The sequence below is a fragment of the Thermodiscus maritimus genome (assembly GCF_055382595.1).
The window spans coordinates 348,784-371,696 of sequence record NZ_AP042434.1 but is presented as its reverse complement, the minus strand read 5'-3'; the positions used below and the strand labels follow the sequence as shown (position 1 = coordinate 371,696).

Sequence of the window (22,913 nt, the reverse complement as noted above, 5' to 3'; positions counted from 1 at the left end):
TCATTTGTTCAAGGCTCTGTAGAGCCCCCTGGTAGACTTGTAGAGGCTCGTGTAGTGCTTGAATAGGTCCTCGTAGACCCTCCATATTTGGGGATCTGGCCGGTACTCCCTATCATACTCGAACCGCCTGGCAGCCTCTTTGACCGAGGAGCAGACGCCCGTGCCGGTACAGGCTAGTGCAGCGGCGCCGCGGAGGCCTGCATCCTGGGGGTCCCTAAGCCTCCTAACAGGCCTGTTGAGAGCACTCGCGAGATTCCTAGCAAGCTCTTCGAAGAGGGCTCCACCACCCGCTAATGCTAGATAATTTTGCCTGCCAACAAGCTTCTCAAAGTAATTGTAAGCCCACTTTATATTCAATATGATCCCGTCCACGATAGCCCTCGCAACGTCCTCCCAGGTGGAGTGCAGGGATATGTTGAAGAGGGCCCCTCTAAGGTATGGGTCGTCGACAGGCGCCCTCTCACCATAGAGCCATGGAGTGAATAATAGGCCGGAGCCCCCGGGAGGGACCCTCTCGAGAGCTTCCTCGACGAGATCATATCCACCACTCCTACCCGTCAGCTCGAGGAACCACTCGAGCGCTCCAGCCGCTACCTCCTGCTCTGCCACCACGAAGTAGTATCCTGGAATAGCGCTCATGATCGAGCCAATGTAGTGGGATATATCGAGGAGCCTCCTAGTGTGATGTGCAGCCACCCAGTTGCTAGTCCCAATATAGACGTGGGCCTCTCCTACACTTACGGCTCCAGAGCCTATACCGGCAACAGTCATATCCCCGCCTCCAACAGCGACGGGGATCCCCTCCCTCAACCCCAAATCCCTCGCGGCATCAGCCCGCAGCCTCCCCGCGATGCTCGTGGAATCCCTTATCACAGGCAGCTTCTCCAGTGGGATCCCATATTCACGCAGGAGTCCCTCGTGCCAGACTACCCGGTTGCCCCGGGTGTCGGCGAGCCAGGTAAGGCTCGCCTCATCGGGGCTCATTGTATAGGAGCCCGTAGCCTTCGCGACAAGGTAGCCAGTAACGCCGAGGAATTTATAGGCCCTCCTAAACGTGTCGGGCTCATTATCCATGAGCCAGTGGAGCTTGCTCAGGGGGTCCTTACCCGTCTTCCCCGGTGCGCCGCCAGTCACTCTCAGAAACCTAACCAGCTTGAAGAGGTTGTAGCCGTAGACGCGGGGAAACCCTCTCCAAAGGCTCTTTGGATAGCCAGCTGCCCTCTCATCGAGCCATATAATGGCATTCCTTAGAGGAGCTCCACTATCATCTACCGGTACAACACCCGCCATGTGAGCAGTGAACGCCACCCCCACAACCCTGTCCTCGAACCCATCTACCAGATCCCTGGCTAGGCCGGCTAGAGAGTCCCAGAGCCCCTCCACATCCTGCTCCGCCCACCCACTCCTAGGATACAGCACATCAGCCGGCCTGGAAAGCCTCCTAACAACCCTAAACCTCCCACCTTCAACCAGTCCAGCCTTCAACTTAGTGGTTCCTACATCAAAGGCCACGAAGAAGACCTCGCCATCCATTGAGCCCACCGATAACCCAGAGCATACCACTTTATAATCATACATAATAGATATCTATTATGTATTAGCATTACTCGAGGAAAGACTCCCAATGCTTTCGACAAACCAAAAACTCGTCTTGAATCTATAGCCGGCTGAAACCATGCAATACAGAATCGGAAGAATATGATAATTGTGGCGGGCCCGCCGGGATTTGAACCCGGGACCGCCGGCTCCGGAGGCCGGCGCTCTGTCCTGGCTGAGCTACGGGCCCATTCCTTCTCTCGCTCGATATTAGCTAGCCTGGTGAGAGTGTTTTATTGATTCCTACCCTCGATTCTCCCATGTCTTCCCAGCTGGTGATGGCGCCGGCGTGGTCTATTATGTGATAGTTATGGTGTTGGAGGGTTAGAGCGGTGGTTAGCTTGGGCATAGTGCTTTCTCTATCTTCTCCTTGGCTTCTTCGAGGGATTTGAAGTCTTTCCATGCCTGGAGGAATATTATTGGCCCCAGCCTTTCTCGCACTCCTTCTAGGTGGATCCTCCTGTCATCAATGTAGACTATCTGGCAGGGCTTCAATCTTATACCATATTCCCTCTCCACGGCTTCTACTATGCGGGCGGCATACTCGCCCTTGTCTGGGTGGGGTTCTATCGCGTGGTAGTCGAACAGCCTTGTCAGCCCGAATGCTTCGAGGGCTGCGAGGGCGTGGCTTGGCTTATTCCAGCTGAGGGTTGATACTACCGCTCCCCTCCCACGGGCCCACTCTATGAGCCGTACAATTTCATGGTTTAGGTGGATCTCGGCTCCCTCCGAGTCCCTTATAGTGTCTTCGCTGAGCCTGTGGAATGGAGGCTTTAGTGTTGAGACGTTGGGGTGGTCCCATAGGGTCCTATCTAAGTCTATGAAGAGTAGCCACACAGTCACAGGGTTATCCCCCCGGGGTGTTCTGCCGAGTTTTGAAGACTGTCTCTTATATTCCGAGGCTTGTGAGGCTATAGGCTTCTCCGTCAATAGACCCCCTGCGACCCTGAGGCGTCCTAGCTCCACCACTTCAAGGTTTCCACGAGGAGATGAGTGTTACCTTATTATCCCCAGCGTTAATTGAGGCTTCACTCATAGCCTTTTTGGGTAGGGACGTTCGCATAATACCCCTCTTCCTATTTCAAGCCGCCTCAAACAATATAGTACAAGTACAAGGGGTTATCTAGTGTGGAGGACTGGATGAATTGTGCCGTATACTAGTGGCGATGGCTAGGCAGGAGGGAATACGCTTCCTCCAATCCCTAATAAGACTTCACGCCTTAGCGACCAAAAGCGACCCTTACCTGGCAAAGCTAACCCGGGGCGATGGGCGCCACTGCCATGGTTACGGCTACCTGCTCCTAGCAGACTATGGCAGCGGGTGGGTGATCCACTACCACAAGCATGATGCAGCAGACCTTCTAGGGGAGGGAGAGGAGTCATGCAAAGCTAATCTAAGCCATGTAGAGGAGGAATCGAGGCGGCTCACAGAACTGTTGGATGGCGCGGAGGCGGCGGTGCTGCTCCTCCACAGTAGGAAGGCGAGCAGGAACACGCCAAGAGGGACCCTACATGCACACCCCTACAATGCGGGGATCCCGGGGATTTCGGGGTATGGAGAGGTTTACCTTGCTCACAATGGATCAGTCCACCCTGAACCCCTGGCTAGAAAGCTAGGGGTGGACCCCAGCAGGTATACTGACAGCCACCTCCTAACACTATGGCTCGCGCAACAGCTCTCCAGGGGAGTCGGGCTAAGGGACGCCCTAGCCGGGGCAACCGAGTTTACGAGGACCGCCCTGGTAGCTGGAGCTGTATACGTTGCCGGGAAGAATGTGGAGGCCGCGATAATATCGCATCTCTCATCCGACCTCACCAGCGAGAGGATGGAGTACTACACGCCATATCTTGTCGAGGCCGTTGGGCTGAAGGCGCTAGCCTCCCCAACCATAATCGATCTAGCCGTGAGGCAAGGGCTGGAGTTCGAGGCTTCAAGGTTCCAGGGGACAAAGATCCTCTATCAGGGAGGCCCCCGATCATGGAGTGCTACACCATTTGGTAGAGTTGATTAGAGGCTTAGACAATGCCTCCGGAAGGCGGGAGGGAGAGAATAGTGTTTCGGGAGGCTTATAGTATTAGAGGTATGAGGTATGATTAGGGGCTGCATTTCGCCGTCCTTGGCTTGAGCCTTGAACTCGCTGGCTCGGGGCTCCAGTCTAATTCCTAATAGATGGTATTGTAGCCCTCCTAACCTCCTACTCCTATGCTAAGCTCACTGCAAGGTATCCAAGCCGTGGGGACTGTGGAGTTCCTCGTGAGAGCGTATGGCTCAGGGGTCTTAACTGGCGGGCTCAACATGCTCCCTATAGCTAGCTATACGGTTATGATAGCCCTCTACGCCTACGCCTTTGGAAGCTATGGAGCCAACGCGGCTGGGAGCTGATGGCTCCTAACCCACACTCTAGCCAGTCTAGAAACGAGCCGTGACGCCGCCGTCTCGATCAAGGCATGCAGGCCTACTTACCCCTACTTAATGTACATGCAAGAATGTTTTACCCACCACTACACACCGCGGCAACCCGGGAATGATACTGTTGCAGGGCAAGATCCTTGTCGTAAGCGATATCCACGGGAATATCCATGCTCTGGAGAGGGTGGTTGAGAGTGTTAGGGGCTGGGATAGGATCGTCGTTCTAGGCGACCTGGTAGACTATGGCCCGAGGCCAGCGGAGGTCATAGACTACCTGAGGGAGCACGATGCGCTAATAGTTAGGGGGAACCACGACCACGCAGTCGCCTATGGTGTCGACTGCAGGTGTGGGGAGAAGACGCATTGGCTGAGCGTATGGTTCAGGGAGAATATAACCAGCAAGCTGCTGGATGAGGGTGATAAGGAGTTCTTAGCCCGCCTACCTACCAGGGAGAATGCGGATCTGGGCTCCATCAAAGCCCTCCTAGTCCATGCCGCGCCCCGCAACCCCCTCTACTCATACCTCCACCCATGGCTTGGCGACGAGGAGGTCTGTAGCATGCTGCGCCCCAGCGCGAGGCTGAGGGGCAGGGGGAGGGGCTGTGATGGTGTGAGTGGAGTCTACCTGGTGGGTCACACCCATATCCAGTTCCTCCGGACAGTCAACGGTGCGCTAGTTGTCAATCCTGGAAGCGTTGGGCAGCCCAGAGACGGGGACCCCAGGGCGGCTTACGCTGTCATAGACGGGGATGGCAGAGTAGCATTCGGGAGGGTAAAGTATGATGTCGACCCTGTTATACGAGACCTAGAGGCACTAGGGATTAAGGGGCCCTACTTGGAGGCGTTAAAGGTTATGCTGAGGGAGGGCAGGGTCCCTAACCCGCCCCCCGGAGTAGTACGAGGCTGATCCCGGCGAGGGTTAGGAGCATCCACCCCGCCTCAACCAGGGTTACTGGTTCTCCTAGGATAGCCCATGCCAGCAGCGATGCTCCTACGGGCTCGCCTAGCACGGGTATTGTCGCGGCGAGGAGGCTCATTCTAGCCAGGAGGTAGTTGATCACCGTGTGCCCGCCCAGCATGGGGAGGAGGGCTAGCCCGGCCAGGTAGAGGTATGTATCTAGCCCATACCCGGTCAGCCTGTAGCCTAGCGTTATCGTCGCGGCGAGGGATACCGGTGAGGCTATACTGTATACTATACCAGTATAGGTGAGGGTCCCTACTCGAGCCCTCACGCTCTTACCGGTTGAGAAATACACTGACACCGCTAGCATCCCTGCAAACGCCAGCAGGGACCCCTTGACTGGGTCGCCTCCCGTAGGTATTGGTGAGCCCCTTCCGGAGGAGAGGGCTAGGCCCGCCACGCCGAGCATAGCTGCGAGGGCGCCCGCTAGCTGGAGCCTATCGTACTCCTCCTTGAAGAGGAGCCTCCCGACAACTGCTAGGAGTGCAGGGTAGCTATCGACTATAGTCACGCTGGCCGCGATGGAGAGGTGGAAGAGGCTCACCATCCACAGGTCGAAGTGGAGTGCCAGCGCTATGCCTGCCACTATCATTAGGGCGGCGTCTTTCACGGTTATGCGGGCCCCTCTATGCTCGCGGGTCGCAGCGAGGAGGGCGAGGGTGATTGCGGAGGAGATTATGAGCCTCCACGTTGCAGCGGCTTCATCCCAGGCCTAGTCATACTAGCCCCCGGCTACGTGGGGATATATGCATCAAGCCCCTATGTTGCTAGGGGTGCTGTGAGGAGCGTTGAAGCGGGACCCGCAGCCAACATTGTGATCGGGCTAGCCGCCCTCCTAGCCAGCTATATTCTAGCAGGGCAGTCGGCGTTTTTCCTAAGGATCGTGGCCATGGTGAACGGTTGGATCGCATTATTCAACCTAATACCGGTTCCACCACTCGACGGCTCAAAGATAATGAGGGCTGACTTCAACTCTTGGATAACCATGTTGCTACTGGCACTAGTATTATGGTGGGTTCCCTAAAAGCTTTTTGAGGTGTTGGGCCCGGTTGAATCGAGATGGGCTGGTTTGAACTCATTGTTAATGATACGTGTTGGTGGAGGTAGGGGGCGAGAGCTCAATGCATGTATTATTCATCGTTAATGGCAACATGGCTTCCCAGTTGAAGTATAGTGTCTTAGATCAGGCTAGCTTGGAGAGGAATTGGTATGAGGGAGGGTAGGATAGGATTCAAGGAAGCTTTTAGCATTGGAGTCGGGGGCATGATTGGAGGCGGTATTTTCGCAGTCCTCGGCTTAAGCCTTGAACTAGCTGGAAACGGTGCACCAGTATCCTTTCTGATCGCTGGCATCGTAGCACTGCTCTCAGCCTACTCCTATTCAAGACTGACTATGAGGTATCCTAGCCGAGGTGGTACAGTCGAGTTTCTAGTCAGGGGTTTTGGACCCGGGTTGCTCGCCGGAGGGTTGAACATACTGTTGATAGTGAGCTATACTGTAATGGTGGCTCTCTACGCATACGCTTTCGGAAGCTATGGTGCCAGCGTCTTCGGCGGGGGGTTGGTTCTAATCCACGTGTTTGCAAGTCTCGTGATAATAGCCTTTACAATCATCAATGCATTAGGCGGGGGGACTTCGGGTAGAGTGGAGGATATACTAGTTGGGTTCAAACTGGCCGTCTTACTATTTGTAGTCGTCTCTGGAATCGGGATGGTTTCCTGGGGGAAGTTTTCACCGAGCAACTGGCCATCATTCTCCAATATAGTGGTTGGAGGCATGGTGATTTTCCTCGCGTATGAGGGTTTTGAACTAATAGCTAATGCTGCGGGCGAAGCCTCCTCGCTGAGAGATCTCTCTAAAGCCTATTATGCTTCCGTGAGCGTAGTGACTGTGGTTTACATAGCGATAGCTCTCGTGTCGGCTGGAGTACTATCTGCCTCTCAAGTTATCCGGGTTAGGGACTATGCGTTAGCCGAGGTCGCCAGCCTTTCAGCGGGGGCTATGGGATTCTATATTGTTGTAGCCGCTGCGCTTGCCTCAACCGCTTCAGCGATAAATGCCACCCTATATGGTACGGCTGGGATAAGTTATGTTGTAGCAAGGTATGGGGAATTGCCGGGATCGATGGACAGGGTGGTTTGGAGGCAGGCTCCAGAGGGCCTATTATTGACCGCGTTTATATCACTTGTATTAGTTAATGGCGTGGGACTGGATGGAATTGCGTTTGCGGGTAGCGCAGGCTTCCTCGTGATCTTTGCTATGGTAAGCCTAGCCGGTTACAGGTTGAGGAGAGAGGTTAAAGTCAACCCGGTGTTAGAGATCCTAGGCTTCCTCTCATCACTTACCGCCCTGGTGCTTCTACTCTATCACACTATGGTTCGGGAGCCGGTTCAAGTGGCGCTTTTCATCATACTATTATCGGCGTCTTTCACCGTGGAGGGATTGTATAGGAGGCTTACTGGTAGGAGGTTATCCCACATCATTGATAGTAGGCTAGCCGAGAGGGAGAGGTTGAAGAGAGAGTGGAGGAAGTGGGTCCCTCACCTTATAGATGCTATTGGCCAAGTGTTGAAAGAGTTCGAAGTCTACCTTGTCGGTGGAATTGCTAGGGGAGAAGTCGACAGGTCCCACGATGTAGACCTCCTAGTAGTTTCAAGAGAGAAGATTAGAGTTGAAGAACTAGAGGAGAAGCTGGTTGATATAACCGGGTTTAGGATGCATCCAATACACATCCATATAGCTAAGCCCGAGGAGAAGGAGAAGTGGCTTAGGAAGAGTGGCGAGTATAGGAGGCTTGGTGGTAAGAGTTCCACGTGAGCATCTATTTACCCAGCAGTCTTCTGAGCGACTGGTAGAACTAAGTGCTTTGAAGGTGATGTTCCGTGAGGCCAGGGTCCCTAGCCCTCCTCCTTCAACAGGACGAGGCTTATCCCAGTGAGGGTTAAGGCCATCCATAGGGCTTCTTCCCCCGTCACTGGTTCTCCTAGTATTATCCATGCTAGTATTGTTGCGCCTATTGGTTCTCCTAGCACGGGTACTGTTGCTGCTAGGAGGCTTAGCTTCTCTAAAACATAGTTTATGATTGTGTGTCCCCCGAGCATTGGGAATAGTGCTAGTCCAGCTAGGTACATGTAGGTCTCTAGCCTATAGCCTGTGAGCTTGTAGCCAAGCATGTATGTTATAATGGTTGAGGATACAGCGGCTATAGTGTAAACTATCCCTGTGTAGGTGAGGGTCCCGTGCTTCGCCCGCATGGTCTTGCCTATCGAGAAGTATACTGCTACTGCCACCATTCCTGATGAGGATAAGAGGGATCCTATCAGGGGGTTTCCTCCCGGCGGTGCTAGACCCCCGTGGCTGGAGGATAATGCTAAGCCCCCTACTCCGATCATTGCAGCGCCGGCTCCTGCAAGCTGCCATTTATTGTATTCCTCTCCTATAATGTAGTGTCCTATGAGTGCTAGTATGGCCGGGTAGCTGTCGACTATTGTCACGCTAGCCGCTACTGTTAGGTGGAATAGGCTCATCATCCATAGGCCGAAGTGGAGTGCTAGCGCGATCCCGCTAATAGTCATTAATGCCAGGTCCCTTAGTGTTAGATCCACTCTAACCCATTCCTTAGAGGCTAGTAGTAGGAGTAGTGTTAGGGTTGAGGATAGTATTAGCCTCCATGATGCCGCTACGAAGCCTTGTACACCTGCAAGCCTTACTAGGATGGATGCCGTTGAAATGTTGGCTACGGCGAACACTACTAGTATCACGTATTTTAGCCTGTCGCCTGCCAGAATGGGTCACCACTCCACAATATGCCTGTCTTAATGACTCAACTATGGCCAACTATTATTGTGTTTCGACGTGTATCTTTATCATGGCGGGGAGGGCCCCTTATACTGGGCTGTGAGGAGGATAGCGGTCTCCGACGCAGCGTGTGGGGAGGGATTAACCTTCCGAGCCCCCTACCTGTACATGACGAGCTTCTCCTCCTCGAAGCTCCTGACTGCTAGGAGTAGGAAGGCTGCGAGGAACCCTAGTAGGGCGGCTATGTGGAGTAGGGGTGCGTTGGGCTCTCCTACAGCGTAGGTGTGGACTGCCAGCGCGGCGTGGGTGAAGGGTATGAGCTGGAGGGCTAGCGAGACCGCCTCCGGGACCCTGGAGAGGTCGACGAGGAGGGCTGCGAAGTAGACGGCCATAGCGGCGGCTAGCACTATGAATGAGGCGTTCTGCGCTCCGCGCGCGGTCTCGCTCCTAGCGGATACGGCGGCTACCAGGGCGGAGGTGACTAGTATCACTAGTGCAGCCGAGGCCCCCCAGAACAATGGCGAGTCCCCCGGTGACTGTTACCGGTAGGCCCGAGAGGAGGAAGAAGAGGAGGATACCCGCGGCATCCATTAGGCTGGCGGCGAACCCCAGTATGAAGGAGGCGAGCATCTTACCTGCGAGCAGGTCGAGCTTAGAGACTGGTGCTAGTAGGAGCTTCTCCATAGTCCTCCTCTCCCTCTCACCCACTATGCTGTCAGCCATGTACACGACTGCAGGGTTTACTACGAAGAGGAAGGCGAACTCGAGGAGCCTGGCGGTGAAGGCGGCCTCAGCCCTGCCTGGCGGGGCTGGTGCCCCGGTCGCCTCATGGTACATGCTCACAGCCTGGATCGGATCCAGCACTCCCTCGGGGTTTACGGTCTCGTTCGCCCTTGATGCAAGCTCCTCTATCCTCTCTAGGACTATCTCTTCCGATATGCTCCTTAGAGCCTTTTGGAGAGCCTGGGAAGCGGCCTCACCGCCGGGCCCGAGGCTTATGCTGACGAGGAGCCTAGCTCGCCCATCTATCCTTGAAAGGTTAGCAGTGAACCCCTTGGGAACGATAACCAGCAGGTTTGCTGCTTCAGGAGCCCCTCCACGGTATATGGTGACGTTAACCCTATAGCCCATCCCAGCCACCGCCTCCTGGAGGCTTGATGACAGGTTCTCAACGAAGCTTGTCGCGTTCTCATCCTCCTGTATTATCGCTACGAGTATTGTCTGCGTGGAGGCTAGGGCTCCTGCGAGGAGTGCGAGCCCTGGGAGGCCCAGCATTGGGAGGAGGATTACTGAGGCGAGGGTCTTCCTATCCCTCGATAGGTCCAGCAGCTCCTTCCATAGAACCGTTCTTATCACTGCTCTTCTCCCCCACAAGCTTCTTGTCTAGCCATAGGATCATCGAGGCGATTATTGGCATAGTCACTCCTAGAGCGATGGAGCCGCGCCACTCCAGCCACTCCCACCCGGCGGCTGCCCCTATAAGGATTGAGGCTGACAGTATGATTGCCTCTCTCCTCGACGGCCTCCTCTCCGGTCCTATAAGGTTGAATGTGAGCACCCTGATGAGCTCGAGTATTAGGACTATCGTCGCTTTAACCCATCCCTCCTTCTTGTAAGCCATGTATATCTTCTTCCAGTCCATCGAGAATATTACTGCTGTAGCGACTATTGATGCAGCAATCATTCCCCCTACTAGTAGGCCGAGGTTCTCCTGGCCCTGGGCTGCGAATAGGGCGTTGAACGCGCTCTTGTAGGCCTTTCCGAGGAAGAATACTAGGCCGGTGAGGATGATCTTCCCGAGTACAACCGCGATAGTGAAGGATACCGCTTTGAAGCCTGTGAGTCCTAGGGGTATGTAGAGTAGATCGTTCTGGGAGGGGTAGGGCGGCGAATAATAATACGAGTATGAATACGCCCTTCTCAGCCTCCTCCCCCAGCCACTCCGTATTCTCCCTCACACGCTGGAGCCTCTTCGAGGCGTGGCCTAGGGCCCTGGAGGACATGAATACGAGGACCTTCCCCAGGCCAGCCCCAACCCCAGAGACCACTATGGCTAGGATTGAGTGCCCTATATCGCTGGCTACGAGGGCGTAGCTGCCTACGAAGGCTAGGTATATGGCTGGGAATCCGGGGATGGCGTTGCTTATGAATGATATTAGGAATAAGCCTATGGGTCCAAACTCGTTGAGCTCCTCGATGAACCCTACCACGTTCAACCCTACAGCACCGTGCGTTGGGGTCCCTCTCGCTCCAGACCTTCCACACAGCCCAAGTATCCAGAGGGCTCGGAACGTCCCTGCCCTGTCATCCCCCACCGTCTCTAAGGGTTATATGAAGTCGATGGATTAATTTCTATTAGACAATACATTCACCTACATGGGAGGGCACCTTAATTTGTCGACTGCACGGATCTTCGACGAGTACTATGAGAGGTACGACTCCTGGTATGAGAGGCATCCCGGCCTGGCGGAGAGCGAGTACCTTGCCGCCAAGAAGGCGCTGGGTGACTACAAGCACCCCTGCCTCGAGGTCGGAGTGGGGACTGGATGGTTCGCCCACCGCCTGGGCTGCGAGGTAGGCGTGGATCCGAGCATTATGATGCTCTCCAAGGCTAGGAGGAGGGGTGTGGAGGCGGTGGCTGGGAGGGGAGAGGCCCTCCCTATATCCTCGGGTAGGATCCCGACGGTCCTCATGGTTGTGACTATTTGCTTTGTAGACGACCCGTTAAGGGTGCTGATGGAGTCGTCCAGGGTGCTCGTGGATGGCGGGAGGCTCGTCGCTTGCATAGTCCCCCGCGACTCGGAGTGGGGCCGCCACTACATTGAGCTGGGCAGGAGGGGTCACCCGTTCTACAGGCATGCTAGGTTCTACACTGTTGAAGAGCTACTCAACATAGCCTATGAGGCCGGGCTCCGCCTAGAGGGGGCTGCCGCCACTATAACGTATCCTCCAGGAGCTGGGGAGAGGGTTGAGGGGCCGGTAGAATATACTGGTGGGGAGGGCTTTGTCTGCCTTAGGCTTGTGAAGGCTTAGGTAGGGACCCTAATACCCTCCACACACCCCGTACACTCGTGGGGCGGCTGTGAAGTGGCTCGAAAGGGCTTAGGCGCCCCCTATTGACGCCTATGACGAGCCCGCGCAGGGCTGAGCCGCCCTCAAGCCACGGGTTTATGGAGTTCCCATGGATCCATACACTACGATATATCAGTACCAGGCATGTTTAAACCGCCCACTCCTAATAGTGCGGGCTCGGTGGGTGTCTGTGAAGGCGTCGAGCCTAGACCTGCTAGTAGTGTTCATGGGGGGAGGTCTAGGCGCAATAGCGAGATGGCTCCTGAGCGCATACGTTCAGGAGAAGACGGCGTCACCCCTCCTCCCCTGGGGTACCCTTACAGTAAACGCTGCCGGGAGCTTCCTCATAGGCTTCGTGATGGGAGCCTATATAATACATGGAGTCTTCGGCCACGAGTCTAGACTCTTCCTCGCCACCGGCTTCGCGGGAGCCTTTACAACCTTCAGCACATTCATGTATGAGAGCCTAAGGCTCATGGCAGAGTCCTCGGTGGACGCTGCAGGCTATATTGCCGCAACTCTTATCCTGGGACTAGTCCTGGTATATGCAGGGTACGTGGTGGCGGGCTTTGTCTATAGATGAGAGGCCCAAGTGGCTTAGGCTGAGGATCTATATTGGTGAGAGCGACAGGTACAAGGGGAAGCCTCTCTACATCTACATACTCGAGTACCTGAAGGGAATGGGGGTGAGGGGTGCCACCGTATACAGGGGCATCGCAGGCTACGGGAGCCATAGCCTGATACACACGGTGGACATCCTGAGGCTGAGCGAGGACCTGCCGGTCGTGGTGGAGGTTGTGGATGAGGCTGGGAATATTGAGAAGGTGCTCCCCCACATTGAGGAGATCGTGGAGGAGGGCCTCATAACAGTGGATCCAGTGAGGCTCGTATACTACGGGCACAAGAGGAGGGATAGCCGGAAATAGATCACAGCCCCACCCATTACGGGATCCAACCCTGACTATCAATCTCTAGGCGGCGATATCAGGACATCTAGTTATAGAGAGACGCGCAGCACCATCTCGAATACAGCGTGTTATTCGAGCATGCATGCTATGAGTTTATACCTTCCAGGAGCGATACTAAAACCCGCCCGCGGCTTCCCGGCGGCGGCGCGGGGGGACGGGGGGCTGAGCCCCCTGAAGCCCGTGCGACGGGTTGAATGACCCTCCAGCCTCCAGCCGCGGGCACACCTAAGATGGGGGTTTAAGTATTACGCCATGGATACTGGACCATAAGGGTTAAATCCCCGGATCGGGAATAGGTAAATCCCCGGCCGCCCCGGGGAGGAAACAGATACCCCGGGGGGCCAGGGTGAGACGCTTACCAGGATAAGTGGGGACCCGAACACCCCCAGGAAGGGTATCCTGGGGAAGTTCGGGTCCGACAGGGGCTTCGAGGCGAGCCTGCGAGCGCCCGGGGGCTACCCGGGCCTGGGCCCGCGATCTAGCGGCCCACATGCTTGGCCCGCCCGTGGCTGCGGGCAGCCGCGGCCGTAACTCCGGTTGATCCTGCCGGACCCGACCGCTATCGGGGTAGGGCTAAGCCATGGGAGTCGAACGCCCCGCCGCTGCGGGGCGTGGCGGACGGCTGAGTAACGCGTGGCTAACCTACCCTCGGGACGGGGATAACTCCGGGAAACTGGAGCTAATCCCCGATAGGCGGGGAGGCCTGGAATGGTTCCCCGCCGAAAGGCGCCGCCGGGGGTTATCGCCGGCGGTGCGCCCGAGGATGGGGCTGCGTCCCATCACGGTAGTTGGCGGGGTAATGGCCCGCCAAGCCTACGACGGGTAGGGGCCGTGAGAGCGGGAGCCCCCAGATGGGCACTGAGACAAGGGCCCAGGCCCTACGGGGCGCACCAGGCGCGAAAACTCCGCAATGCGGGCAACCGTGACGGGGCTACCCCGAGTGCCCCCCTCGTGGGGGCTTTTCCCCGCTGCAGGTAGGCGGGGGAATAAGCGGGGGGCAAGACTGGTGTCAGCCGCCGCGGTAATACCAGCCCCGCGAGTGGTCGGGGTGCTTACTGGGCCTAAAGCGCCCGTAGCCGGCTCGGCAAGTCCCCTCCTAAAGCCCCGGGCTCAACCCGGGGAGTGGAGGGGATACTGCCGGGCTAGGGGGCGGGAGAGGCCGAGGGTACTCCCGGGGTAGGGGCGAAATCCATTAATCCCGGGAGGACCACCAGTGGCGAAGGCGCTCGGCTGGAACGCGCCCGACGGTGAGGGGCGAAAGCCGGGGGAGCGAACCGGATTAGATACCCGGGTAGTCCCGGCTGTAAACGATGCGGGCTAGGTGTTGGGCGGGCGAGAGGGCCCGCCCAGTGCCGCAGGGAAGCCGTTAAGCCCGCCGCCTGGGGAGTACGGCCGCAAGGCTGAAACTTAAAGGAATTGGCGGGGGAGCACCACAAGGGGTGGAGCCTGCGGCTTAATTGGAGTCAACGCCGGGAACCTCCACCGGGGGCGACAGCAGGATGATGGCCAGGCTGAAGGCCTTGCCTGACGCGCTGAGGGGAGGTGCATGGCCGTCGCCAGCTCGTGCCGTGAGGTGTCCTGTTAAGTCAGGCAACGAGCGAGACCCCCGCCCCCATTTGCCATCCCAGGGGAGACCCTGGGGGCACTATGGGGGGACTGCCGCCGCTAAGGCGGAGGAAGGAGGGGGCAACGGCAGGTCAGCATGCCCCTAAACCCCCGGGCTGCACGCGGGCTACAATGGCGGGGACAGCGGGATCCGACCCCGAAAGGGGGAGGCAATCCCTCAAACCCCGCCTCAGTTGGGATCGAGGGCTGCAACTCGCCCTCGTGAACGTGGAATCCCTAGTAACCGCGCGTCATCATCGCGCGGTGAATACGTCCCTGCTCCTTGCACACACTGCCCGTCGCTCCACCCGAGGGGGGAGGGGGTGAGGCCCTCACCGCCGGGTGGGGGTCGAACCCCCTCCCCCCAAGGGGGGAGAAGTCGTAACAAGGTAGCCGTAGGGGAACCTGCGGCTGGATCACCTCCCGTGCCGGGCGGGCCATAGAGGGCCGCTGCGCGAGAGGTCCAGGCCTCGGGTACCCCCGGGCCATTGCAGGGCTCGCCTCGAAGCCCCAATCAATGATTACGATTAGCGTCCGAGATGCAACTCGCGAGGCGTAGCCTCGCGGGTGTAGGGCGTTAGGGGTCCCCCATAGGGGGCGCTGAATGCTGGCACCCCCTTGATGGTATTGGGGCCCCGGTGAGCGCCGCTTCAAGGAACGGCCCTAGCAGCCCAGAGTCCAGCGCCTGGGCGGCGTCAAGCAGCCGCCCGTTGGGCATGGCCCCGTGGGAGCCCTTAGGCTCTGGGTCCTGCTAGGGCCCCGTCCCCAGGGCCTGCGGCACCCACGCCGTCCGGTGGATGGCTCGGCTCGGGCGCCGAGGAAGGGCGTGGCAAGCTGCGATAAGCCCGGGGTAGGCGCAGGCAGCCGTTGAACCCGGGATCCCCGAATGGGACCTCCTGCCACGGGCGAAGAGCCCGTGGCGCCCCCGGCAGGGGGCGGGAACCCCCCGAAATGAAGCATCTGAGTAGGGGGAGGAGAAGAAACCAACAGGGATCCCCTGAGTAGGGGCGACCGAAAGGGGGAGAGCCCAAACCAATCCCCCACGGGAGGACCGTGGGGGGATGAGGGGTTGCGGCTCCACGGCTGGGGCCTCGAGCCCCAGCGGGCCTAGCCACGGTAGCCGAAGTGGCCTGGAATGGCCCGCCGTAGAGGGTGACAGCCCCGTAGGCGAAACCGTGGTGGCCCGCGCCGTGGAGCAGAGTACCACGGCTTGGTATTGCCGTGGGAAGCTGGGAGGAACCGACTTCCAAGGCTAAATACGTCCCGAGACCGATAGCGAACTAAGTACCGTGAGGGAAAGCTGAAAAGAACCCCAGGTAGGGGAGTGAAAAGAGCCTGAAACCGGACGGCTACAAACGGTGCGGCCCAGAAGGGGTGATGGCCCCGAAGGAAACCCGGGCGACCGGGGAGTACGAGGGGCCCGGACCAGGGTCGCACCGTCCGTCTTGAAACACGGGCCGGGGAGTTCACGGCCGTGGCGAGCCTAAGGGGTTCACCCCCGAAGGCGTAGGGAAACCGACTGGCCCGCAGCCCTAATGGGCGAGGGGCGGGGTCCTAACAGGGCCCGGAGTCACGGCCGTGAGACCCGAAACCGGGCGATCTAGGCGGGGGCAGGGCGAAGCCGGGGGAAACCCCGGTGGAGGCCCGCAAGGGTTCTGACGTGCAAATCGTTCCCCTGACCCCCGTCTAGGGGTGAAAGGCCAATCTAGCCCGGTGATAGCTGGTTCCCGCCGAAGTGGCTCTTAGGCCAGCCCCGCCGGAGGACGGGCCGTGGGGTAGAGTTACTGATTGGGCGTGCAGGGGGCGTAGTAGCCCCCGGCGCCCAGTCAAACTCCGAACCTGCGGCCGCCGTAGATGGCGGGAGTGGGGCTCCCCGGGGTAAGCCTGGGGGCCGAGAGGGGAACAACCCAGACCGGGGTTAAGGCCCCAAAGTGCCGGCTAAGTGCCAAGGGAAAGGGCGTCCCCCGCCTAAGACAGCGGGGAGGTGGGCCTAACAGCAGCCATCCTCTAAGGAGTGCGTAACAGCTCACCCGCCGAGGCGGGGGGCCCCGAAGATTGGTCGGGGCTTAAGCCGGCCGCCGAGACCCCGGGCCTCCCCTCCAGTGGAGGGGAGTGCGGTAGGCGGGCGCCGAGGTGGCGTAGAAGCCGGGCCGTGAGGTCCGGTGGAGCCGCCTCGGGTGCGGATCCCGGCGGTAGTAACAGCGAAGCGGGGTGAGAATCCCCGCCGCCGGAAAGGGCCAGGGTTCCCCGGCAACGGTCGTCGGCCGGGGGTTAGCCGGTCCTAACCGGGACCGTAACTCGGATCCCGGGAAGGGGAAACGGGTTAACATTCCCGTGCCGTGGGGGTACGCTTCGCGGCAACGCAAGGCCCGGTCTCCGACGCCTCGGGGTAGGCGGACCAGGGGCCCCCGTAACGGGGGCGACCTGGCTAACTGCCCGAAGGCCGGGGAGTGCCGTCATGGCGAGAACCGGCTGAAGGGGGGAATGGCCCGCCTATGGCGGGTTCCGCCGACCCCTGGGGCCCTTGAAAAGGGGACCGGGAAGGATCCCCCACGCCCGTACCGAGAACCGACACAGGTGCCCCTGGGTGAGTAGCCCAAGGCGTCTGGGGGCTAACGCGGGCCAGGGAACTCGGCAAATTGGCCCCGTAACTTCGGGATAAGGGGTGCCTGCGACCCTGGGGTACACCCCTGGGGCCGCAGGTCGCAGTGCCTAGGGGGGCCTGACTGTTTAACAAAAACATAGCTCCCCGCTAGCCCGAAAGGGTGTGTACGGGGGGTGAGCCCTGGCCACTGGCGGTCCGTGAAACCGGGGTTCAACCCGGCGAAGCGCCGCTGAAGGCCGGGAGTAACCCTGACTCTCTTAAGGTAGCCAAATGCCTTGCCGGGTAAGTTCCGGCGCGCATGAACGGGTTAACGAGGTCCCCACTGTCCTGGCCCGTGGCCCCGTGAACCCCCTGAGTGGGTGCACAGTCCCACATCCCCCCGCAGGGAGAGAAGACCCCGTGGAGCTTTACCGCAGCCCGGCGTTGGTCGACGGGCGGGGGTGCGTAGCGTAGGTGGGAGCCGATGAGCCGTCCTCTCCGGGGGACGGGGAGGCGTCCATGAAACACCACCCTCCTCCGCCCGTCGACCTTACCCCGCCCCGGGCGGGCGGGGGACAGCGTCGGGTGGGCGGTTTGGCTGGGGCGGCATGCCCGCGAAAGGGTAACACGGGCGCCCAAAGGTCGGCTCAGGCGGGTCAGAACCCCGCCGTAGAGTGCAAGGGCAAAAGCCGGCCTTACTGGACCCCTGAAGGCAAGGGGTCCAGTCGGGAAACCGGGGCCTAGCGCACGCTCGTGTCCCCCTCGGTGGGGGCCGGGCACGACAGAAAAGTTACCCCGGGGATAACAGAGTCGTCGCGGGCGAGAGCCCCCATCGACCCCGCGGTTTGCTACCTCGATGTCGGCTCTTCCCATCCTGGAGGTGCAGCAGCCTCCAAGGGTGGGGCTGCTCGCCCATTAAAGGGGAACGTGAGCTGGGTTCAGACCGTCGTGAGACAGGTCGGTCTCTACCCGCGGGGGGTGTCGGCCGCCTGAGGGGAAGGTGCCCCTAGTACGAGAGGAACGGGGCGCCGCGGCCTCTAGTGTACCGGTTGTCCGGCAGGGCAGCGCCGGGCAGCCACGCCGCAGTGGGGTAACCGCTGAAAGCATCTAAGCGGGAACCCCTCCCCGAAAAGAGGCGGCCATCCGCCCCATATGGGGCGGCGAGGGCTCCCGTAGAAGACGGGGTTGATGGGGCGGGGGTGTAAGCCTCGAGGGGGCACTGGCCCCCGAGAGGTTCAGCCCGCCGCTCCCAATCGCCCGAGGCCGCAGGGGTACTCACCCTGGGGCGGGCTGCACAACGTATAACGGTTGTAGCCCGAAAGCGGGGCCCTAGAAGGGCCCAGAGCCCCAAGGGTGGGGCCTGCCCGCGGGCGGCTGGACGCAACCGTCCGGGCGGGCTCTGGGAGTAGGGGTCGTTCCTTGAAGCGGCGCTTCCCACTAATCCTGGTCTCCCTTCTCATCTAACGTAGCTCATTATTCGTGATTTAGGCAGGTTTTGTATAGTATTATTTGTAAAGACTTGAATAATATTTTATATTATATCACTTTATATGCTTGGCCTCCAGCGGGTTAACCTCCCCCTTATTTAGACACGTTCGGGAACCACTAGTCCCTCTCGGTGGATCTGAGTTGAACCTGGCGCCGTCAACCGATGCAACGCCGTACCTGATGCTCTTCGTAGTACTGGATCCATTCGGGATACTACCCTACATCCAGGCTGTTGTGCAGCGGGTGCCTGTGGAGCATAGGGGGTATGTGCTTAAGAGGGCGGTGGTTTTCGCCTACCTCATGCTCCTCGCCTTCGCCCTCCTAGGAGACGCACTCTTCAAGCTGCTACATGTGACGATAGCAGACTTCAAGATCGCCGCGGGGATAATACTAGCCATCTACGCTGTCGCCGCGATATTCGAGATCCATATAGGGGCTAGTGAGGGGGAGCCGGAGAAGGTTGCACTGTTCCCCATAGCAACGCCGCTGCTTGCGGGTCCAGGCTCTATATCTACAGTGATCTACATAAAGTACGTCTACGGCCTCCCAACAGCCCTCGCAGCCACCACAGTGAACATACTCGTAGCATACCCTATCCTAGCATCGTCAGGCCTCATCCTTAGGCTGATAGGGAGGCATGGAGCGCTCTTCATAGACAAGTTCATGAGCCTGATACTCGCAGGATTCGCGGTCTCACTTGTGAGGGAGGGAATACTATCTATGGTGAGCTCGGAGGGTAGTCCCCTAACCTACATCACCGGCCCGCCCTGAGAGGCCTCCGCTTACTAGGCCCTCCTCACAGCCCAAAATTATAGAGCTATCAATGAGGGTGGATATAATACTCCACCCCATCCACCACGGCATTCACGGTGCAGTCAAGCTTGCCGGCTAACCCCGTAGTCGACTTGTTATCGAGGCTCGTATCAATACCCACAGTGAACGATCCAGCCCGTGGAATCAGGGTGGGCAGCGAGGAGGCGCTGCAGGTAAGGAGGATACTCGCAGAGTACGGGCTCGAAACCGACCTCATACTCAACAATGGAGTCCCAACACTCCTCCACGTAGCAGGAGAGGGCAGACCCGTCACACTCTTCCTAGCACACTTCGACGTAGTCCCCCCGGGGCCCGGATGGACCGTTACAGAACCATTCAAGCCAATCATAAGGAATGGGAGGCTCTACGGCAGGGGTGCAGCGAGACGACAAGTCCAACGTAGCGGCGATAACAGTGGCACTAGCAGGCTACAAGCCCAGCAAGGGCACGGTCATCATAGCTTTCACCGGGGACGAGGAGATAGGTGGAGCAGACGGAGCCGGAATGCTGGCTAAACGGTTGGAGAGGGAGGGATTATTCCCAGACCACCTCGTCAACGGGGACGGGAGCCTCTCCAAGGTCATCATTAGGAGGAGGAGCGCATTCAAAGCCAGGGTAGAGGTGAGGGAGGAGAAGAAGCCAGCAAGAGGGACCCCCGCCAGCAGAGTATTCGAAACAGTCATAAGGGAGAGGGAGACAATGCACTCCGCCTACTTCACCCCCGGAGTAGACACACACGCCCTCCTCGAGGCCAGCCTATGGGCCAGGGACAACAGGGCCGAAGTCATAAGCCTAGAGGGGGAGTGGGTTAAGAACAACGTCCTCCCCCGGAAGGTGACCCTCAACTACATGCGTGGAGATGGCGCCGGCAGCCTCGATGTGGATGAGGCATTGACTAGGCTGGTGAAGGCACTACTACCAATATCCAGGGCCCCGATACCAACGGAGAAGTACAGCGACTACGGAGTGACTGTGAACCCCAACGTCTACGAGTACAGTGGCGGGTGGCACGCGGTAGTATTCGATATACGGGCAATGCTCACGGGGGCGGAGAATGTTAGGAGACCCCTGGAGCCAGTAGTCTCAGAAGCCCTAGGGGGAGGGACCCTCGAGGTAAAGGGTGGAGTGGGATACCTCTACACTCCCAGAGACGCCTACCTGGTAAGACTAGCCACAGGGATCAACGCGGCGCTAGGCCTGGACCCGGAGCCCATAGAGGCTGGAGGGGCGAGCGACTCCCGCTACTACAGTCCACGCGGCTCTCAAGCTATAGACTATGGGCCGCGGGGCTACAATATACACGGCCCCAACGAGAACGTTGTACTAGAGGATCTAGCTAAAAGCGTTGAATTCTACCGGAGGATAGCAAGGGAGATCCACGGGTAATTACGCCCACATATTATCCACCTCCCCCACCATAACCAACAGGTTACAGGTGGACACGTATGGCTAACGTGGAATATACGGAGCTCGGCTCGACCGGGATAAAGGTTTCAAGGATAGGCCTCGGAGCCTGGCAGTTCAGCCAGTCCTGGGGCGTAACAGACTATGAGAAGGCAAAGGCGATCATATCCAAGGCATTAGAGCTCGGAATCAACCTGATAGACACTGCAATAGTCTACGGGCGCGGGATGAGCGAGGAGTTCATTGGAAGAGCCCTCAAGGATCTCGGAGTAAAGAGGGACGAGGTGGTAATAGCCACCAAGATACCCGGAGAGATGCTCTCATACGACGACGTATTCAAGGCTACAAGGAGGAGCCTGGAGAGGCTCCAAACAAGCTACATAGACCTCATGCAAGTCCACTGGCCGCCATGCTGGCACAATATACCGACATGCGAGTACATGAAGGCTCTCGAAAGACTCCTCAACCAGGGCCTAATCAACGCGATAGGCTTAAGCGACCACCCAGTCGAGCTAGTAGAGTCTGCCAGGACATGCCTAGCAAGGGCTGACGTGGAAGTCATTCAGGCAAGATTCAACCCCGTAGAGCTGGATGCGGAGAAGGAGCTCATACCCTACGCTGAAGAGAACGATATGAGCTTCCTAGCATGGAGCCCTCTAGCCAAGGGAGCAGTACTAGGCAAGTACACCCTGGAAGATGTGAGGAAGCTGGAGGACGTGAGGGCGGGAGACCCAGTATTCCACCCAGAAAACTACAAGCAAATCCTCCAGGTAGCCGATGTTATAAAGGAGGTAGCAGCGAAGCACGGGAAGACACCAGCGCAAGTAGTCCTAAACTGGCTCATAATGTACAGCGACGTGATAATACCAATACCTGGCGCTAAGTCCCCCCAGCAGGTAGAGGACAACGCTGGAGCTATGGGATGGAGGCTCTCAAGAGAGGACTGGCTCCGGATTTACGAGGCTGCTAGAAGCATTAGGATAAGCAGGGTTACATTCTAGCAGTTCTATTAATTTTATATAGATATTTTTCATTCCTATAAACCAGATTCACCCAGAAATCAGGCCATATCAATATATAACCCTATAGATGGTTACATATGATAACTAGTTAAACTGTTGTTTGAGGGTGAATGGAGAGTGCATAAGCATAGGAGAGGCGCATCCACAGCCACAATAGCTGCGGTTGTCATTATAATAATTCTCATAATAATAGGAGCCGCATACTATATGACTAAGAGCGGCGAGTCCGCCACGGGTGGAGGCACTACCCAGACAGGTGAAGCCTACAAGGTCACGATTTTGACTGGCAGCACGGCTGGAACATATTACCCGGTAGGCACGGCGTATGCAGAGCTCCTAAACAAGTACAGCAACGGCCTCATACAGGCGACTGCAACCGAGGGCAGGGCCAGCGTTGCTAACATAAAGGACATATGCTCCGGCGTGGCAAACGCTGGGCTGGCCCAGAACGATATATCTTACTACGCCTACCACGGAACCACGATCCCCGACTTCCAGGACAACCCCCAGAACTGTATAAGGGCTGCGGCAGTCCTCTACCCCGAGACAATACAGATCGTGACACTCGCCGACAGCGGGATCAACTCTATACAGGACCTAGCGGGCAAGAAGGTGGCTGTCGGAGCAGAGGGTAGTGGAACTTACTGGAACGCCAGGCAGATACTCGAGGCCGCCGGTGTATGGGATAAGATCATACCCGAGTACAAGAAGTTCTCCGAGATCGTCGATGACTTGAAGCTAGGCAACATAAACGCTGCATTCCTAACAGCGGGTATACCTACCAGTGCGGTCGAGCAGCTAGCTGCAGAGGTCAACATAAAGATCATACCAGTCCCCACCGAAGTATACCAGGCATTGAAGGAGAAGTATCCATTCTACATACAGCAGACCATACCAGCAGGCACCTATAATGGTGTGAACGAGGACGTGCAGACAGTCGCTGTAATGAGCATGCTACTAGTCCACAAGGACGTCCCAGACGACGTAGTATACACTATGGTGAAGATCCTCTTCGAGCACGCTGACGAGCTCAAGCAGAAGGTGCAGAAGCAGAGCGTCCAGTACATAAGCCTCGACCACGCACTAGAGGGCCTCAGCATACCCCTACACCCCGGAGCCTACAAGTACTATCAGGAGAAGGGCCTCAGCGTACCCGACGAGTTCAAGCCCACAGGTTAAGGCTCGAGGGAAA

The 22,913-nt window shown here is 58.0% G+C and carries 20 protein-coding genes, 1 tRNA gene, 2 rRNA genes and 1 pseudogene; 15 read left to right on the top strand and 9 right to left on the bottom strand.

Features of this window, described 5'->3' with window-relative positions:
• The 3 genes from ACZ47H_RS01980 to ACZ47H_RS01970 form a co-directional block, all read right to left on the bottom strand.
• Nucleotides 1-1,533, bottom strand: coding sequence for a xylulokinase (locus ACZ47H_RS01980; protein WP_464933538.1), 1,533 nt, complete (start codon nt 1,531-1,533; stop codon nt 1-3).
• 175 nt (nt 1,534-1,708) lie between these two features.
• Nucleotides 1,709-1,786: transfer RNA gene (locus ACZ47H_RS01975), tRNA-Arg, on the bottom strand.
• Nucleotides 1,787-1,932: 146 nt separating this feature from the next.
• A complete protein-coding gene (locus tag ACZ47H_RS01970; RefSeq protein WP_464933537.1) occupies nt 1,933-2,439 on the bottom strand; it encodes a magnesium-dependent phosphatase-1 in 507 nt (168 codons plus the stop codon).
• Nucleotides 2,440-2,762: 323 nt separating this feature from the next.
• Between ACZ47H_RS01970 and ACZ47H_RS01965 the strand changes: the two genes are divergently transcribed.
• The 3 genes and pseudogenes from ACZ47H_RS01965 (at nt 2,763) to ACZ47H_RS01955 (ending at nt 4,913) form a co-directional block, all read left to right on the top strand.
• Nucleotides 2,763-3,608, top strand: a complete 846-nt coding sequence (locus ACZ47H_RS01965) for a hypothetical protein (protein ID WP_464933536.1) — start codon at nt 2,763-2,765, stop codon at nt 3,606-3,608.
• 95 nt (nt 3,609-3,703) lie between these two features.
• Nucleotides 3,704-3,961, top strand: a pseudogene (locus tag ACZ47H_RS01960) (amino acid transporter); the annotation flags it as partial.
• Nucleotides 3,962-4,130: 169 nt separating this feature from the next.
• The gene (locus ACZ47H_RS01955; protein ID WP_464933535.1) at nt 4,131-4,913 is read left to right on the top strand and encodes a metallophosphoesterase family protein; all 783 of its coding nucleotides are present in this window, start codon (nt 4,131-4,133) and stop codon (nt 4,911-4,913) included.
• Here the strand turns inward: ACZ47H_RS01955 and ACZ47H_RS01950 are convergent.
• Nucleotides 4,882-5,631: a DMT family transporter gene (locus ACZ47H_RS01950; RefSeq protein WP_464933919.1), complete on the bottom strand. Its 750-nt coding sequence runs from the start codon at nt 5,629-5,631 to the stop codon at nt 4,882-4,884. The two genes, ACZ47H_RS01955 and ACZ47H_RS01950, sit on opposite strands and share 32 nt — an antisense overlap.
• Here ACZ47H_RS01950 and ACZ47H_RS01945 point away from each other — a divergent pair.
• Both ACZ47H_RS01945 and ACZ47H_RS01940 read left to right on the top strand, forming a co-directional pair.
• Nucleotides 5,596-5,991, top strand: a complete 396-nt coding sequence (locus ACZ47H_RS01945; RefSeq protein ID WP_464933534.1) for a metalloprotease — start codon at nt 5,596-5,598, stop codon at nt 5,989-5,991. The two genes, ACZ47H_RS01950 and ACZ47H_RS01945, sit on opposite strands and share 36 nt — an antisense overlap.
• Nucleotides 5,992-6,176: 185 nt before the next feature.
• Entirely contained in the window at nt 6,177-7,784 is a 1,608-nt protein-coding gene (locus tag ACZ47H_RS01940; RefSeq protein ID WP_464933533.1) for an amino acid permease, read from the top strand.
• Nucleotides 7,785-7,864: 80 nt separating this feature from the next.
• Here ACZ47H_RS01940 and ACZ47H_RS01935 read toward each other — a convergent pair whose 3' ends face one another.
• From ACZ47H_RS01935 to ACZ47H_RS01915, 5 genes are all read right to left on the bottom strand, one after another.
• Nucleotides 7,865-8,728, bottom strand: a complete 864-nt coding sequence (locus ACZ47H_RS01935; protein WP_464933532.1) for a DMT family transporter — start codon at nt 8,726-8,728, stop codon at nt 7,865-7,867.
• Nucleotides 8,729-8,923: 195 nt separating this feature from the next.
• The gene (locus ACZ47H_RS01930; protein WP_464933531.1) at nt 8,924-9,283 is read right to left on the bottom strand and encodes an ABC transporter permease; all 360 of its coding nucleotides are present in this window, start codon (nt 9,281-9,283) and stop codon (nt 8,924-8,926) included.
• A complete protein-coding gene (locus ACZ47H_RS01925) occupies nt 9,213-10,121 on the bottom strand; it encodes an ABC transporter permease subunit (protein WP_464933530.1) in 909 nt (302 codons plus the stop codon). The genes ACZ47H_RS01930 and ACZ47H_RS01925 overlap by 71 nt, the downstream gene beginning before the upstream one ends.
• The gene (locus ACZ47H_RS01920) at nt 10,072-10,386 is read right to left on the bottom strand and encodes a hypothetical protein (RefSeq protein WP_464933529.1); all 315 of its coding nucleotides are present in this window, start codon (nt 10,384-10,386) and stop codon (nt 10,072-10,074) included. The genes ACZ47H_RS01925 and ACZ47H_RS01920 overlap by 50 nt, the downstream gene beginning before the upstream one ends.
• Entirely contained in the window at nt 10,358-10,981 is a 624-nt protein-coding gene (locus tag ACZ47H_RS01915; RefSeq protein WP_464933528.1) for an SNARE-associated domain-containing protein, read from the bottom strand. The genes ACZ47H_RS01920 and ACZ47H_RS01915 overlap by 29 nt, the downstream gene beginning before the upstream one ends.
• A 178-nt stretch (nt 10,982-11,159) precedes the next feature.
• Here ACZ47H_RS01915 and ACZ47H_RS01910 point away from each other — a divergent pair, with 178 nt between their 5' ends.
• The 10 genes from ACZ47H_RS01910 (at nt 11,160) to ACZ47H_RS01865 (ending at nt 22,900) form a co-directional block, all read left to right on the top strand.
• A complete protein-coding gene (locus ACZ47H_RS01910; protein ID WP_464933527.1) occupies nt 11,160-11,798 on the top strand; it encodes a class I SAM-dependent methyltransferase in 639 nt (212 codons plus the stop codon).
• A gap of 229 nt (nt 11,799-12,027) precedes the next feature.
• On the top strand, nt 12,028-12,420 hold the full coding sequence (crcB, locus tag ACZ47H_RS01905) for a fluoride efflux transporter CrcB (RefSeq protein ID WP_464933526.1): 393 nt from the start codon (nt 12,028-12,030) through the stop codon (nt 12,418-12,420).
• Nucleotides 12,407-12,763 carry a DUF190 domain-containing protein gene (locus ACZ47H_RS01900; RefSeq protein WP_464933525.1) on the top strand — a complete coding sequence of 119 codons (357 nt, stop codon included), beginning with the start codon at nt 12,407-12,409 and terminating at the stop codon, nt 12,761-12,763. Before crcB ends, ACZ47H_RS01900 begins: the two co-directional genes overlap by 14 nt.
• A 572-nt stretch (nt 12,764-13,335) precedes the next feature.
• Nucleotides 13,336-14,835: ribosomal RNA gene (locus tag ACZ47H_RS01895) — 16S ribosomal RNA — on the top strand.
• 343 nt (nt 14,836-15,178) lie between these two features.
• Nucleotides 15,179-18,267, top strand: a 23S ribosomal RNA gene (locus ACZ47H_RS01890).
• The 16S and 23S rRNA genes sit together here, the layout of an rRNA operon.
• 356 nt (nt 18,268-18,623) lie before the next feature.
• Entirely contained in the window at nt 18,624-19,253 is a 630-nt protein-coding gene (locus tag ACZ47H_RS01885; protein ID WP_464933524.1) for a MarC family protein, read from the top strand.
• Between the two features lie 110 nt (nt 19,254-19,363).
• Nucleotides 19,364-19,810: a M20/M25/M40 family metallo-hydrolase gene (locus ACZ47H_RS01880; RefSeq protein WP_464933523.1), complete on the top strand. Its 447-nt coding sequence runs from the start codon at nt 19,364-19,366 to the stop codon at nt 19,808-19,810.
• Complete coding sequence (locus ACZ47H_RS01875) at nt 19,710-20,681, top strand: M20/M25/M40 family metallo-hydrolase (protein WP_464933918.1); 972 nt, start codon at nt 19,710-19,712, stop codon at nt 20,679-20,681. The genes ACZ47H_RS01880 and ACZ47H_RS01875 overlap by 101 nt, the downstream gene beginning before the upstream one ends.
• Nucleotides 20,682-20,749: 68 nt before the next feature.
• Nucleotides 20,750-21,700: an aldo/keto reductase gene (locus tag ACZ47H_RS01870; protein ID WP_464933917.1), complete on the top strand. Its 951-nt coding sequence runs from the start codon at nt 20,750-20,752 to the stop codon at nt 21,698-21,700.
• A gap of 138 nt (nt 21,701-21,838) precedes the next feature.
• Entirely contained in the window at nt 21,839-22,900 is a 1,062-nt protein-coding gene (locus ACZ47H_RS01865; RefSeq protein ID WP_464933522.1) for a TAXI family TRAP transporter solute-binding subunit, read from the top strand.
• Nucleotides 22,901-22,913 lie beyond the last annotated feature (13 nt).